Annotated in this window: 12 protein-coding genes; 1 reads left to right on the top strand and 11 read right to left on the bottom strand. The window is 63.1% G+C overall.

Annotated elements, in window-relative coordinates:
• The 4 genes from ACK1U9_RS14310 to ACK1U9_RS14295 all read right to left on the bottom strand — a co-directional run.
• On the bottom strand, positions 1–261 hold a 261-nt coding region (locus ACK1U9_RS14310), incomplete at its 3' end, for a toxin VasX (RefSeq protein WP_449109974.1).
• Positions 258–1,217 (bottom strand): hypothetical protein, encoded by a 960-nt coding sequence (locus tag ACK1U9_RS14305; RefSeq protein ID WP_449109973.1) that lies wholly within the window; start codon positions 1,215–1,217, stop codon positions 258–260. The genes ACK1U9_RS14305 and ACK1U9_RS14310, both read right to left, overlap by 4 nt.
• A 122-nt stretch (positions 1,218–1,339) precedes the next feature.
• Positions 1,340–2,245 (bottom strand): LysR family transcriptional regulator, encoded by a 906-nt coding sequence (locus ACK1U9_RS14300; RefSeq protein ID WP_025339945.1) that lies wholly within the window; start codon positions 2,243–2,245, stop codon positions 1,340–1,342.
• Positions 2,246–2,319: 74 nt separating this feature from the next.
• Positions 2,320–5,250 (bottom strand): aminotransferase, encoded by a 2,931-nt coding sequence (locus tag ACK1U9_RS14295; protein ID WP_449109972.1) that lies wholly within the window; start codon positions 5,248–5,250, stop codon positions 2,320–2,322.
• Positions 5,251–5,431: 181 nt separating this feature from the next.
• On the opposite strand from ACK1U9_RS14295, the gene ACK1U9_RS14290 reads away from it, so the two are divergent.
• Complete coding sequence (locus ACK1U9_RS14290) at positions 5,432–6,595, top strand: ATP-binding protein (protein WP_196188691.1); 1,164 nt, start codon at positions 5,432–5,434, stop codon at positions 6,593–6,595.
• A 194-nt stretch (positions 6,596–6,789) separates the two neighbouring features.
• On the opposite strand, the gene ACK1U9_RS14285 is transcribed toward ACK1U9_RS14290, so the two are convergent.
• From ACK1U9_RS14285 to ACK1U9_RS14255, 7 genes are all read right to left on the bottom strand, one after another.
• Positions 6,790–7,053, bottom strand: coding sequence for a DUF3077 domain-containing protein (locus tag ACK1U9_RS14285; protein ID WP_449109971.1), 264 nt, complete (start codon positions 7,051–7,053; stop codon positions 6,790–6,792).
• 156 nt (positions 7,054–7,209) lie between these two features.
• A complete protein-coding gene (locus ACK1U9_RS14280; protein WP_023661222.1) occupies positions 7,210–7,452 on the bottom strand; it encodes a hypothetical protein in 243 nt (80 codons plus the stop codon).
• Between the two features lie 400 nt (positions 7,453–7,852).
• Positions 7,853–9,463, bottom strand: a complete 1,611-nt coding sequence (locus tag ACK1U9_RS14275) for an ABC transporter ATP-binding protein (protein ID WP_449109970.1) — start codon at positions 9,461–9,463, stop codon at positions 7,853–7,855.
• A 1-nt stretch (position 9,464) separates the two neighbouring features.
• A complete protein-coding gene (locus tag ACK1U9_RS14270; RefSeq protein WP_046615574.1) occupies positions 9,465–10,484 on the bottom strand; it encodes an ABC transporter permease in 1,020 nt (339 codons plus the stop codon).
• A 1-nt stretch (position 10,485) separates the two neighbouring features.
• Entirely contained in the window at positions 10,486–11,559 is a 1,074-nt protein-coding gene (locus tag ACK1U9_RS14265; RefSeq protein ID WP_009686399.1) for a microcin C ABC transporter permease YejB, read from the bottom strand.
• 1 nt (position 11,560) lies between these two features.
• The gene (locus tag ACK1U9_RS14260) at positions 11,561–13,396 is read right to left on the bottom strand and encodes an extracellular solute-binding protein (RefSeq protein ID WP_046615575.1); all 1,836 of its coding nucleotides are present in this window, start codon (positions 13,394–13,396) and stop codon (positions 11,561–11,563) included.
• A complete protein-coding gene (locus tag ACK1U9_RS14255) occupies positions 13,393–15,222 on the bottom strand; it encodes an extracellular solute-binding protein (protein ID WP_200900010.1) in 1,830 nt (609 codons plus the stop codon). The genes ACK1U9_RS14260 and ACK1U9_RS14255 overlap by 4 nt, the downstream gene beginning before the upstream one ends.
• Between the last annotated feature and the right edge of the window lie 42 nt (positions 15,223–15,264).

Raw genomic sequence — 15,264 nt, 5'->3', positions numbered from 1 at the left:
GTAGGCCTGCCAGATTTCCTGGTCGAGCAGTACGTAGACATAACCCTGGCGCAGGAGGCGCAACTGGTCGGTGTGCATCGGGTGGAAGATGATTTCGCTATCGTCTGCCAGGCGATAGGGGCGCCCTGTATCCGGGCGCGGGGCGTAGGCCTCGCGTAGCAGCAGAATTGGCAGGCCGGAGCGTCCGCAGGCGTTACAGGTGCCGTATGTGTTGGGGATTTCTTCCTGCATGGCGATGTGGATGGTTTTGCTGATGCTCATGAGTAACTCCTTGCCTGCGGCAGGCCGGCGACGATGTGAGACCAGGTACAGTCGTCGTAGCTGGCGAAGCGGTCCGCCAGGCGTTGCTCGCCGGCAGCTGCCTTCTCCACGTCGTGCTGGATGGTCGGGTGCTGAAGGAGCAGTGGGTGGATCATGAGCATGTGCAGGCACATGCACTGGATATCGGCGCGGTCGCGCAGGCCCTGCCTGAAGGCTTTGAGGATCAGGTTCATGGCATGGGTGGGTGCGTTTTCCGGCAAGCCTGATGTGCCTGCGAAGTGCCAGAGTGCATGGGGATGCTGCACGGCACTCAGGCGATGCCAGGCACAGAGCAGTTGAATGATCTGTGGTGCAACATGCTGGGTCGCCCTCACGGCCTCGGGGACGGCCAGTTCGCCAGCCATGGGTTTCCGCTCGAATACCTCGCAACTGCCACAACCATCGGGATGTAGCCAGCTGCGAACCGGCCCGAGGACTTCGCCCGCGTTTTTCAGAGTCGCGCGCAACAGCGCCATCCGCACGGGTTCGAACCAGGCGGTGATGCCGTGTGGTTTTGGTTGGTGCAGCACCTGACACTGCTGGCTGATGTGCTGGGCGATGAGGGCGGCGGGTTGATCGCTGATCAGCCAGCCACACACGTAGTGCCAGGTAGCCGCTGATTCACGAGCGGCGCAGGTCGCGCATAATGGGGCAAGGGCTGTGGGTGCATCCCCGGGTTTGGCAAGCCGCACCAGAGCTGGCCAGCACTCGGGATCCTGCACCAGCCCGCTGCAGTCGACGCGCGTTACGGCATCACTACCCAGCGCTTCGCTGAGGGCAGCGATGCCTAGCGGGTGCTCAGGGGGGCAACCAGCGAATGGGTCGAGTAAAAGGTAGAGGGCCTCTTGTGGCTTGCGCTGCCGAGTGGCGAAGTGATCGACCGACTGCACGTAGCCCTGTGCGGACTGGCTCGACATGAGAAGTTCCTTTTCTTCTTGATGGCGAGCAGAAACCTAACGGGGAATCAATACTGCAGGTAGTTATTGGCTTCCTAACCAGTTGTAGGATTTTTCGCTTTCGGACGAGATGGTCGTATCGCTCAGGACCTAGGGGATTCCGTTTCAAAGCATTGGCGCATCACGTCAAGGTAACGCCGCGCGCCCAGGCCCAACGGGCGCGACTTGACCCAGATGATGTCCACCCACAAGCGCAACCGGCTTGCCATGTTGTCGAAGCGCACTTCGGCCAGCGCGCCCGAAGCAATCAACGGCTCGACCAACGGCTGCGGCAGGTAGGCCCAACCAAGGCCCGATTGCACCAGGTCCAGCGTGGCCAGGTAGCTGTCGGTCAGCCAGATGCGCCGCGACAACACCATGCGCGGGTCCGACCCGGTGGCCTTGCCCGAAGCCACGATTATTTGCCGCTGTTCGGCGAACGCCTCTTCCGGCAACGGCATGCCGTTGTTCTGCCCGGCTGGATGGCGGGGTGAGGCGACGGCCACCAGCAATTGGCTGCCAGCCTCCAGGAATGACTCGCGCTCGTCGATGCCAGGCCGTTCGAAGACCAATGCCAATTGCACGCTGCCGTCATGCAGCAGGCGGATGGCTTCGGCCTGGGTGGCCGAGCGCACCTCGATTTCCAGGCTGGGAAATTCCTGGGCGAGCGTTTCCAGCGGCTGGCTCCAGCGGCCAGTCTGCAGCTCTGGCGCCATGGCGATGGTCAGGCGCTTCTCCAGGCCCTTGTGCAGTTGCAGGGCCTGGGCGTCGAGCAGGTTGAGCTGGCAGATCACCTGCCTGGCCTGGGGCTCCAGGGCCAGGGCGGCGCTGGTGGGCAAGGCTTTGCGCGTGGCCCGGTCGAACAGCACCAGGTCCAGCTCCGCCTCCAGTTGGGCGATGGCCATGCTCACGGCCGAAGGCACACGCCCCAGCTTGCGCGCGGCGGCAGAGAACGAGCCTGCCTCCAGCACCGCGAGGAAGATTGCCAGGGAGTCGCTGGTAAAGGCCATTGTCAGTAAACCTGATGACGAGGAAGCGTTGTGGCCGAAAAGTATGAACATTCCTCGGCCAGCTTCGCAATTCTTTACAGGTCTTCGGAGAGCACCCGATCAATGCTGTCGACAAAGTAGTCCACGCTCGCCCGGGTGGTGCACATCGGCGGCTTGATCTTGAGGATGTTCAGGTAATCGCCGGTCGGCTGCATGAAAATGCCCAGGTCACGCAGGCGGTTGCACAGGGCCATGGTTTCCTCGGTTGCCGGTTCCAGCGTTGCGCGGTCGCGCACCAGTTCCAGCCCCAGGTAGAAGCCCGAACCATGTGCCGCGCCGGCCAGCGGGTGCTTGTCCACCAGTGCCTGCAGGCGTGCCTTGAAATAGCGCCCGGTGTCTCTGGCGTTATCCCACAGGCCTTCCTCCTGCATCACATCCAGCACCGCCATGCCGATGCGGCAACTGACCGGGCTGCCGCCGGCCGAGGAGAAGAAGTAGCCCTCGGCCTCCAGCGCTTCGGCGATCTCGCGGCGGGTGATGACTACGCCCAGTGGCTGGCCGTTACCCATACCCTTGGCCATGGTGATGATGTCGGGCACCACGCCCTGTTCCTCGAAGCCCCAGAAGTACTCGCCCAGGCGGCCATAGCCGACCTGCACTTCGTCGGCGATGCACACACCGCCCCGGGCGCGGACCTTGGCATAGGCCTCGCGCAGGTAACCGGCCGGCAACGAAATACCACCGGCATTGCCGTACACCGGCTCGCAGATGATGCCTGCCAGCTGGCGGCCACGGGCGTCGAGGTCGGCCAGCTTGGCGTCGAGGTCGCGCAGGTAGTCGGTGGCGCTGTCGGCGCCACGGAAGCGGCCGCGGAAGGTGTTCGGCGCCTCGACCGGGTGCACCCAGTCCGGGCGGGTTTCCAAAGCCTGCGGGTTGTCGGCGATGGAAGTTGAAATGGCATCGGTGGCCACTGACCAGCCGTGGTAGGCCTCCAGCACGCTGAGCAGGTCGCGCCCACCGCTGTAGGCCCAGGCCAGGCGAATCGCCAGGTCGTTGGCTTCGGTGCCGCTGTTGACCATGAACACCCGGTCGAAGCCTTCGGGTGCCAACTCCAGCAGGCGTTCCGAGAACTCGGTGATGGCCGCGTAGTGGAAGCGCGAGTTGGTGTTCAGCAGCGACCACTGCCGTGCCGACTCGGCGACCATGCGCGGGTGGCCGTGGCCCAGCACAGCAACGTTGTTGAGCATGTCCAGGTACGAGCGGCCCTGCATGTCGATCAGGTAGTTGCGCCAGCCGCGTTCGATGTGAGGTGGTTGCGCGTAGTAGTGCTTCTGCGAGCGGGCGAAGCTGGCATCGCGGCGAGCCAGCAGGGCCTGTGGGTCAGGCAGCGGCTCGGCATTGCAGTCGAAGCCCAGCAACGCAGCTGGCGACGGGCACAGGGCCAGCCAGGCGGCAGCCTGGGATGGGGCGGCGAAGAACGGCGGCTGAATGCCGCTATCCAGGCTCAGCTGCACGCTTAGGAAGCCACAGCTGCTACCCAGCGACTGGCCTTTTTCCACGGCCTGGCCATCTGCAGGCGCATCTTCCAGGCCTTGCAGCCACAACGCCCAGTGCGCGCTGCGCAGGCAGCCACGGCCGTCGCCATGGCGTTGCCAGGTACCTGCATCTGGCGCTTGCACCAGGCTGCCGTTGGGTACATGAAGCTCTACGCCCAGAGCACAGGTGGCAGGCTCTTCGGGGCGGTCGATATGGGTTTGCGACAGGCGATACTGCCCGTGCAGGCTGCAGGCAGGGGCCGGTTGCGTGGTCAGCAGGTGCTGGTCGAAGCCTGGTTGCTCCCAGTTGCCCGCCTCGCAATGCACGCTGAGTACACCCAGGTCGACGCGCGTCACTGCCTGACCATCCAGGTCCGGCAGCAGGAGGGCGCAGCCGCTCAGGTCCGGCGTGGCTGGCTGCAGGCCAGCAGCTTGCAGGATGGCCGCTTCCATCAACGCGTAAGGCACGGCGATGGCAGTGTCGAAGATCTCCCATTCATGGGCGATGTTGTCGCGGGTGTACTGGTTGCCGGGGTCGACGGCAAGTTGCTGTTCGCTGCTCAGCACCAGCACGGCAGCGCGATTGAGCACCAGTGGCCACAGCGCCCGCAGTTCGGCTTCGCTCAGAGGGTTGAGCGCCTGGTAGGCACGCACGGCCGGCAGGATGCGCAGCGGGTCGCCCTCGGCGTGGTGCAACAATGCAGCGCAGGTCACCGACAGGTCGGCGATGCGCCAGGTGCGCAACAAGTCGCCGAAATCGATCACCCCTTGCAGCTGCCATTGGCGCTCGCCATCGCGGGCCCAGACGGCGTTGTCGTCGGTGATGTCCAGGTGCACGGCCTGGCTTGGCAGCTGGTCGATCAGCGGCGCCAGGTGCTCGGCGGCCAGCTGGGTGGCCCGCTCGATGCGGGCGCGTTGCGCGGCGTTGCCCAGCACCGGCAGCAGGTGCTGGATCAGTGCCTGGGCATGTTGCGGGTCCCATTGCAGGGTGCGCGTCAGGCCCGGGTGGTCGAAAGTGGCCAGGGCTTTGTCCAGCCGCGCGCAGAGCCCGCCGAGCTCGGCCATCAGGCGTGGTTCCATGTGCTTGAGGCGGGTCAGTGGCTGGCCGTCGATGTAGTCGAGCAGGCGCATGCGCAGCGGTTGCCCGTCTATTTCCAGCGCCAGCAGCATCTGGCCATCGCTGGCCGGGCGCACGGCGGGCACCGGCAAGCCCTGTTCGCGCAGGTAGGCCAGGGCCGCGTGCTGGGCCTCGAGCTCCAGCTGGGCGTAGCTGCCGTGGCAGGCCTTGAGCACGAAACGGCCTTGTGGTGCGTCTACACGGAAGTTCAGGTCCTGTTGGCTGCCCAGTGCCGTCAGGTTGCCGGCAATGCCGTAGTGCGTCTGCAGCACGGCATGTGCCTGGGCTTCGGTGAGCGACGGGCTGGGCAGGCCGGAGCGCTGGATCAGCGTGGTCAGGGCAGGGGAGGCGGGCTGGTGTTGTGGGCTGGACATGGGGCTCTACCGTTGCTGCTGGGGTTGACGGTGGAGAATTTATGCCCGATCTGGCTGATGATGGAAGACGATTGTTGTCAGAAAATTTGATGATGGCTTTCGAACCGACCTGCCTGTACGCCTTTACATTAAATTATTCTCTGCCAATAATTATTGGTATTCAATAATTTCGGATAAAGCCATGATCGACATCTTCCCGCGCCGTGAACTGGCTGCCGACATGGCCAGGCAGCTGTTGAAACCGTCCGCCCTGGATATCGGCTTGAGATCAGGGCTGTTTTTCTCCGGGCTGCGCAGGACTGGCAAAACCACCTTTTTAAAGAACGACTTGATCCCTGCCCTGGAGGAAATGGGTGCATTGGTGATCTATGTCGACCTCTGGAGTGATACCCAGACCAGCCCGGTCGTGCTGGTCCTCGCCGCAGTGCGTAAAGCCCTTGCTGATCTTCAGAAACCTACCTCGGCTTTCTTGCAGAAACTCAAGGCCCTGCGTGGCGCGGAGGTCGAAGTGGCTGGGCTGAAGTTTGGCTTTAACCTGGAAACCTTGGGCACAGAGGGCGGTGTCACACTTGCGGAAGCGCTGACCGAGGTTGTGGACCAGGTCAGGACTGACGTTGTGCTGGTCGTCGACGAGGTGCAGCAGGCAATCACAACCGAGGACGGCCAGCAGATGATGCTGGCGCTCAAGGCTGCGCGCGATGCCATCAATCCGCGCCCGAACACGCCAGGGCACTTCCTGTTCATCGGTACCGGCTCTCACCGGGCGATGGTCAACGAGTTGACCGCGCGGCGTAACCAGGCTTTTGCCGGTGCCACAAACGTGCCGTATCCGGTGCTGGACAGGGACTATGTCGAATTCTGGCTCAAGCGGCTCGCAAAAGATGGCCTGGGCAACTTGCCGTCGCTGGATGTCGCGGCACAGGCATTCAAAACGCTGGGCAGCAGGCCCGAGGAGTTCATTCGTGCACTTCGGCAGTTGGTTCACTCACCTGCGTCCGGGATGGGGCCGGATGAGGTGCTGCCGGTAATCGCATCAACGCTGCGGTCGGCGGCTGCTGACCTGGAGCTGATGAAAGTAGAGGAGCTGGGCGTCCTGGCTGAGGCGATTTTTGCCCGGATCGCATCGGTCGAAGGCGATGCGCGTGGGGTATTCTCCAACGAAGCGGCGGCCGAGTATTCGAAGTCTGTGGGGCGTGAAGTGCGTGTCGAAGAGATACAGCCGGTTGCCAACGAACTGCTGGCCGCTAACCTGATCATGCGTCGGGGGCATGGGCTGTATGGGGTGACCGACCCCTTTGTACAGGAGATCTGGCGCGAGCGGCAGGAGTTGTTGGGCCGGCTCTGAGCTGCATCTATGTAGGCCAGCTGGCGCGGGCCTCCCGGGGTGTGCAATCTCTCGTGGGGAGGGCCTTGTGTCGCGAAACGGCCGCAGGGCGGCCCCCAGATTTCTGCATGAAAGCATAAATCGCCGGGGCTGCTTTGCAGCCCTTTGGCGACACGAGACCGCTCCCATATGTGCGTTATGGCCTGTGATGCCAATCAGCGCATCATGCCCAGCTCGGCATCATCCATCAGCGCCTTGGCCATCGCACTCAGGTAGTAGGCAGCCCAGATCATCATCGGTTTCTCGTCCATCAGGCCGGTGATGGTCAGTTCGCGTACATAGCCCATCAGCTCTGAGGATTGCTCGTGGGCATCGCGGCAGGGGATGCCGGGCTCTATGCGGAAAAGTGGGTGGGTGCCGTGTTCGCCTTGGTAGAAGGTGGTTTTACCGACAGTGAATTGGGTGTCTTCTTTGGTCATTTTTGAATCCCCTCCAAATTCTCGACTGCCCGGACGGGCCCTTTCGCGGGTGAACCCGCTCCCACAGGTACTGCATCTACCTCAAGGCCTGTGGAGATCCTGTGGGAGCGGGTTTACCCGCGAAGAGGCCAGCCCAGACAACGCAACACTAAAGCCTCAGTGCAAGGTCCGAGGCTCAGCGGGCATCTGCACCTGAACCAGTGCCGACTCAAGCAAAGTGCGAAGCGCCTCCAGCTCATGCATCGAGGTCATCATCAGGATCGAAGCCGGCGATTTGGGCTGCAGTAGCAAGGCCTGATGCACCACGGTGGCCGCGCATAGCGCGTAGTCGGTGGCCTGGATCAGGGTGTCTTCGAGGGAATGGGGGGTGTGGGTTGGATCGGGGACAATCTTCAGCATCGTGATTAACCATTGGCTGTGCGGCCACCTGTCTGCTGTCAAACAGTCGGGTGGCAGCTGTACGTGGGTTGACAGACCGGCGGTAAATCACGCAAAAGTTCCGGCGCACGCAAGCGTGCCCACACGCACAGCCACCATGAAGCGGAGACTGCCTGCGTGAATTAACCATCACAGCCTGTCAAAGCTGTATCGCTGATCTTCAGCGACCAACCGAGACTAGAGCCCAGCCAGAGCAGCCGCAACGGAAAACACGCGGCAGGAGTATGTTTGGGAAATGGCCTGCAAGGAAGGGGATAAGTCTGTTTTTTACCTCGCCGAAAGCGGGCCGCTTTGCGGCCCATCGACGGCAAGCCAGCTCCCACAGGGATAGCGCACGGCTTGAAGCCGGCGCGGTCAAAAGCTAACTAGCCGCATCCACTTCCAAGAACGCCGCCTCCAGCAACTGCCGGGTATACGGATGCTGCGGCGCATGGAAGATCGCCTGCGCATCCCCTTGTTCCACCACGTGCCCATGCTTGATCACCATCAACTGGTGGCTCAACGCCTTGACCACCGCCAGGTCATGGCTGATGAACAGGTAGGTCAGGTTGTATTTCTGCTGCAGATTGCGCAGCAACTCCACCACCTGCCGCTGCACCGTGCGGTCCAGCGCCGACGTAGGTTCATCCAGCAGGATCAGCGCCGGCTTCAATACCAACGCCCGGGCAATGGCAATGCGCTGGCGCTGCCCGCCGGAAAACTCATGTGGATAGCGATGCCGCGTGCGCGGGTCCAGCCCCACTTCCTCCAGGGCCGCAATAATTGCAGCTTCCTGTTCCTGCGCGGTACCGATGCGGTGGATGCGCAACCCTTCGCCGACAATGTCCTCCACGCACATGCGCGGGCTCAGGCTGCCGAACGGGTCCTGGAACACTACCTGCATTTCCCGGCGCAACGGGCGCACGGCCTTCTGGTTGAGACCTTCCAGATTCTGCCCATGAAAGCGAATGCCGCCCTGGCTGGAGATCAGCCGCAAGATCGCCAAACCCAAGGTCGACTTGCCCGACCCGGACTCGCCGACAATCCCCAGCGTCTGCCCTTGCGGCAAGCTGAAGTTGATCCCGTCCACTGCCTTCACATGGTCGACCGTGCGCCGCAGCAGGCCCTTCTTGATCGGGAACCAGACCTTGAGGTCAGCCACCTCCAGCAACGGCGCGCCTACCGGGTTGTGCGCCGGCAGCCCGCTGGGCTCGGCATTGATCAGCATCTGCGTGTAGTGGTGCTGCGGGGCGCTGAACAGCCTGGCGCATTCGGCCTGCTCGACAATCTGCCCGTGCTGCATCACGCACACGCGGTGGGCGATGCGTCGTACCAGGTTCAGGTCATGGCTGATCAGCAGCAGGGCCATGCCCAGACGTGCCTGCAGTTCCTTGAGCAGGTCGAGAATCTTCAACTGCACGGTCACGTCCAGTGCCGTGGTCGGCTCATCCGCAATCAGCAGTTCCGGCTCGTTGGCCAGGGCCATGGCGATCATCACCCGCTGGCGCTGCCCGCCGGACAGTTCGTGCGGCAGGGCCTTCAGGCGCTTGCGTGGCTCGGGAATGCCGACCATCTCCAGCAGTTCCAGGGTGCGCGCCGTGGCGTCCTTGCCGGTCAGGCCTTTGTGCAGCAGGAGAATTTCGTTGATCTGCTTCTCGATGCAGTGCAACGGGTTCAGCGAGGTCATCGGCTCCTGGAAGATCATCGCAATGCGGTTGCCGCGAATGCGCTGCATGGTCTTCTCGTTCTGCTGCAGAAGGTCCTTGTCCTCATAGCGGATGCTGCCGCTGGGGTGGCGCGCCAGGGGATAGGGCAGCAGGCGCAGCAGCGAGTGCGCGGTGACCGATTTGCCCGAGCCACTCTCGCCCACCAGTGCCAGCGTCTCACCCTTGCGGATGTCGAAGCTGATGCCGTTCACCACGCGGTGAGCCTGGTCACCGGTGACGAACTCCACCGCCAGGTCGCGCACTTCGATCAGGTTCTGTTCACTCATGTCACTTCCTCGGGTCGAAGGCATCGCGGGCGGATTCGCCGATGAACACCAGCAGGCTCAGCATCAGCGCCAGCACGGCGAAGGCGCTGATGCCCAGCCATGGGGCCTGCAGGTTGGACTTGCCCTGGGCCACCAGTTCGCCCAGTGATGGTGCGCCCGGCGGCAGGCCGAAGCCGAGGAAATCCAGGGCGGTGAGGGTGCCGATGGCGCCGGTGAGAATGAACGGCATGAAGGTCATGGTCGAGATCATGGCGTTCGGCAGGATGTGCCGGTACATGATCGCGCCGTTGCGCATCCCCAACGCGCGGGCTGCGCGCACGTATTCCAGGTTGCGCCCACGCAGGAACTCGGCGCGCACCACGTCCACCAGGCTCATCCACGAGAACAGCAGCATGATGCCCAGCAACCACCAGAAATTGGGCTGCACGAAGCTGGCGAGGATGATCAGCAGGTACAGTACCGGCAGGCCCGACCAGACTTCCAGGAAACGTTGCCCGGCCAGGTCGACCCAGCCGCCATAGAAGCCCTGCAAGGCACCGGCGATCACGCCGACGATGGAGCTGAGCACGGTCAGGGTCAGGGCGAACAGCACCGAAATGCGGAAGCCGTAGATCACCCGTGCCAGCACGTCGCGACCCTGGTCGTCGGTACCCAGCCAGTTGTCCGCCGACGGTGGGGCCGGGGCGGGTACGCGCAGGTCGTAGTTGATGCTCTGGTAGCTGAACGGGATCGGTGCCCACAGCACGAAGCTGTCTTTCTTCTCCAGCAGGTCGCGGATGTACGGGCTCTTGTAGTTGGCTTCCAGCGGGAATTCGCCGCCAAAGGTGGTTTCCGGGTAGCGCTTGAACGCCGGGAAGTACCATTCGCCGTCGTAGCGCACGGCAATCGGCTTGTCGTTGGCGATCAGCTCGGCGCCGAGGCTCAGGCCGAACAGGATCAGGAACAGCCACAGCGACCACCAGCCACGGCGGTTGGCCTTGAAGCGCTCGAAGCGCCGGCGGTTGAGGGGGGACAAGGCCATGTCAGTGCTCCCGGCTGGCGAAGTCGATGCGTGGATCGACCAGGGTGTAGGTCAGGTCGCCGATCAGTTTCACCACCAGCCCCAGCAGGGTGAAGATGAACAGGGTGCCGAAGACCACCGGGTAGTCACGGTTGATGGCTGCCTCGAAACTCATCAGGCCGAGGCCGTCGAGGCTGAAGATCACTTCGATCAGCAAGGAACCGGTGAAGAAGATGCCAATGAACGCCGAAGGGAAACCGGCAATCACCAGCAGCATCGCGTTGCGGAACACATGGCCGTACAGCACCCGTGGCCGGCTCAGGCCCTTGGCCTTGGCGGTGACCACGTATTGCTTGTTTATCTCGTCGAGGAAGCTGTTCTTGGTCAGCAAGGTCATGGTGGCAAAGTTGCCGATGACCAGCGCGGTGATCGGCAGCACCAGGTGCCAGAAGTAGTCCAGCACCTTGCCGGTGGTGCTCAGCTCGTCGAAGTTGTTGGAGGTGAGGCCACGCAGCGGGAACCAGTCGAAGTAGCTGCCGCCGGCGAACAGCACGATCAGCAGGATGGCGAACAGGAACGCCGGGATGGCGTAGCCGACGATGATCGCCGAACTGGTCCACACGTCGAAATGGCTGCCGTGGCGTACGGCCTTGGCAATGCCCAGCGGGATCGACACCAGGTACATGATCAGCGTGCTCCACAGCCCAAGCGAAATCGACACAGGCATCTTCTCGATGATCAGGTCGATGACCTTGGCATCGCGGAAGAAGCTGTCGCCGAAGTCCAGCCGGGCGTAGTTCTTGATCATGATCCACAGGCGCTCGGGCGGCGACTTGTCGAAGCCGTACATGCGTTCGATCTCGGCGATCAGTGCCGGGTCCAGGCCCTGGGCGCCACGGTAGTTGGAGCCGGCCACGGACACTTCGGCACCGCCACCGGCAATGCGGCTGGTGGCGCCTTCGAAACCTTCGAGCTTGGCGATCATCTGCTCGACCGGGCCGCCGGGTGCGGCCTGGACGATGATGAAGTTGATGATCAGGATGCCGAACAGGGTCGGGATGATCAGCAACAGGCGGCGCAGGATGTAGGCCAGCATGTTATTCGGCCTCGTCCGCAGTGGTTTCGCTGACGGCCGGGGTTGCGCCGGGTTTGATCCACCAGGTGTCGATGCCGATGTCGTACTTGGGCGAGACGTCCGGGTGGCCGATGTGGTTCCAGTAGGCCACGCGCCAGGTCTTGATGTGCCAGTTGGGGATCACGTAGTAGCCCCACAGCAGTACGCGGTCGAGAGCCCGGCAGTGGTCGATCAGGCTCTGCCGCGAATCGGCGTTGATCAGCTGTTCCACCAGTTGGTCGATGGCAGGGTCGCGCAGGCCGATGAAGTTGCGGCTGCCGGGGTTGTCGGCGGCGGCACTGGACCAGAACTCGCGCTGCTCATTGCCCGGCGAGTTGGACTGCGGGTAGCCACCGACGATCATGTCGTAGTCGCGCGAGCGCAGGCGGGTGATGTACTGGGAAACGTCGACCCGGCGGATGTTCAGATCGATGCCGAGATCGGCGAGATTGCGTTTGAACGGCAGCAGAATGCGTTCGAACTCGGTTTGTGCCAGCAGGAACTCGATGCTCACCGGCTTGCCCTGGGCGTCGACCATCTTGTCGTCGACGATTTTCCAGCCGGCTTCCTGCAGCAGCTTGTAGGCCTGGCGCTGCTGTTCGCGGATCATGCCGCTGCCGTCGCTGACCGGGTTGCGGAAGGCTTCGCTGAATACCTGCTCGGGTACCTTGCCACGCAATGGTTCGAGGATTTTCAGCTCGTTGGGGCCGGGCAGGCCGCGGGCGGCCATTTCCGAGTTTTCGAAGTAGCTGCCCGTGCGGGTGTAGGCGCCGTTGAACAGCTGCTTGTTGGTCCACTCGTAGTCCAGCAGCAGGCTCAGCGCCTTGCGCACGCGCACGTCCTGGAACACCGGGCGGCGGATGTTGAAGATGAAGCCCTGCATGCCGGTGGGGTTGCCGTTGGGCAACTCTTCCTTGATCAGGCGGCCATCGCGTACGGCGGGTACGTTGTAGGCGGTGGCCCAGTTCTTCGCGCTGACTTCCAGCGCATAGTCGAACGCACCGGCCTTGAGTGCTTCCAGGGCGACGGTGGTGTCGCGGTAGGAGTCGAAGGTCATGACGTCGAAGTTGTAGAAGCCACGGTTGATCGGCAGGTCCTTGGCCCAGTAGTCCTTGACCCGCTCGTAGCGCACCGAGCGCCCGGCCTTGACCTCGGCGACCTTGTACGGGCCGCTACCCAGCGGGATTTCGAGGTTGCCGCGGTTGAATTCGCGGCTTTCGTACCAGTGCTTGGGCAGTACCGGCAACTGGCCGAGAATCAGTGGCAGCTCGCGGTTGTTCTTGTGCTTGAAGGTGAACAGCACTGTCAGTGGGTCTTCGGCGACCACTTCGGCGACGTCGGCATAGTACTGGCGGTACAGCGGCGCGCCGTCCTTGATCAGAGCATTGAAGGTGAACACCACGTCTTCGGCGCGCATAGGGTGGCCGTCGTGAAAGCGTGCCTCGGGGCGCAGGTAGAAGCGCACCCAGCTGTTGTCCGGGGCCTTTTCGATCTTGCCGGCCACCAGGCCGTACTCGGTGAACGGCTCGTCCTGGCTCTGGCGCATCAGAGTGTCGTAGATGCTGCCGATATTCTCGGCCGGCACGCCCTTGTTGATGAACGGGTTGAGGCTGTCGAAGCCGCCGAAGCTGGACTGGCGGAAGGTACCACCCTTCGGGGCGTCGGGGTTGACGTAGGCGAAGTGCTTGAAGTCGGCGGGGTACTTGGGGGGCTCGTCGTACAGGGTGAGCGCGTGTTGCGGTGCAGCCAGGGCGGGAAGGCCCAGGCAGGCAAGCAACAGGCTGCCAGCCAGCCGGCGCAGTCGGTGGGTTGGCGTCATTGGGCTTTCTCCGAAGTCTTGATCCACCAGCTGTTCAGCCCAAGGGTGTAGGGCGGCGTGGTGACGAAGGCGAACCGGTTGCGGTAGGCCAGGCGATGATTGTCGAGGTACCAGTTTGGGATCATGTAGTACTGCCATGAGAGCACGCGGTCCAGGGCGCGGGCGGCGGCGACCTGGTCATCGCGGGTGCGGGCGGCGAGCAGGGTGTCGAGCAGATGGTCGACCACCGGGTCCTTGACCCCAGCATAGTTCTTGCTGCCTTTGGTCGTGGCCTGGCTGGAGTGGAAGTACAGCCACTGTTCGAGACCGGGGCTCAGGGTCTGGTTCAGTGTCATCAGAATCATGTCGAAATCGAACTGGTCAAGGCGTTGTTTGTACTGGGCGCGGTCCACGGTGCGCAAGCGCGCATCGATGCCTATGCTGGCCAGATTTTCGACATAAGGTTGCAGGATGCGTTCAAGGTTGGGGTTTACCAGCAGCAGCTCCATGCGCAACTGCCGGCCCTTGCTGTCGACCAGGCGCTGGCCGTTCAGCTTCCAGCCGGCCTGGTCGAGCAGGCCGAGGGCCTGGCGCAGGGTCTGGCGGCTGATGCCACGGCCATCGGTGCGGCTGACCTTGTAGGGTTCGCTGAACAGGCTGGCCGGCAACTGGTCACGGAACGGTGCCAGCAGCAGCCACTCCTTGCCGGTGGGCAGGCCGGTGGCGGCGAATTCGCTGTTGGGGTAGTAGCTGGTCGAGCGGCGGTAGGCGCCACTGAACAGCGCGCGGTTGGTCCACTCGAAGTCGAGCATCAGCCCGAGTGCCTGGCGTACCCGTGAGTCGCTGAAGGTGGCCCGCCGGCTGTTCATGAACAGGCCCTGGGTTTGCGTGGGGATACGGTGCGGGATCTGCGCCTTGATCACCTCGCCTCGGCGCACGGCCGGGAAGTTATAGCCGTTGGCCCAGTTCTTCGCCTGGTGCTCGATATAGATGTCGAACTCGCCGGCCTTGAATGCTTCGAAAGCGACCGTGGCGTCGCGGTAGAACTCGTACTCCACGCGGTTGAAGTTGTACTTGCCACGGTTCACCGCCAGGTCCTTGCCCCAGTAGTTCTTCACCCGTTCGAACACCAGCCGGCGCCCAGGCTGGACCTGGGTGATGCGGTAGGGGCCGCTGCCCAGCGGGGGCTCGAAGGTGGTGGCCTTGAAGTCGCGCTTTTGCCAGTAGTGCTTGGGCAGCACCGGCATTTCGCCAAGGCGCAGGATCAGCAGCGGGTTGCCTGCGCGCTTGAAGACGAAGCGGATGCGCAGTGGGCCGAGGATGTCCACCCGCTGCACTTCCTGCAGGTTGGTGCGGTAGATCGGGTGGCCATCCTTGAGCAGGGTGCGATAGGAGAAGGCCACGTCTGCCGAGGTGATCGGCTTGCCGTCATGCCAGTGGGCTTCCGGGCGCAGGTTGAATACCACCCAGCTGCGGTCCTCGCTGTACTCCACCGAGCGGGCGATCAGGCCATAGCTGGAGGTCGGTTCGTCGCCGGACGGGTCGTACTGGCCGGTGCCGACCATCAGCGGCTCGTTCAGCTCGCTGATGCCGTATTGCTGGAAATTGGGCGTGGTAATCGGGCTCGACCCCTTGAAGGTGTAGGGGTTGAGGGTGTCGAAGGTACCGAAAGCCATGGCCCGCAAGGTGCCGCCCTTGGGCGCTTGCGGGTTGACCCAGTCGAAATGGGTGAATGTGGCTGGGTACTTGAGCGTGCCGAACTGCGCGTATCCGTGGCTTTCGCTCACCATCGCGGCTGCGGGAAAGCTCAAGGCCAGGCTGAGTGACAGCAGGAGGGGACGTATCAAGTCGGCATCCGATCCAGAGGCGTTGGGCTTTGATCGGGGTAC

The organism is Pseudomonas sp. XP1 (genome assembly GCF_053557675.1).
This window is presented reverse-complemented; position numbering and strand designations above follow the sequence as displayed.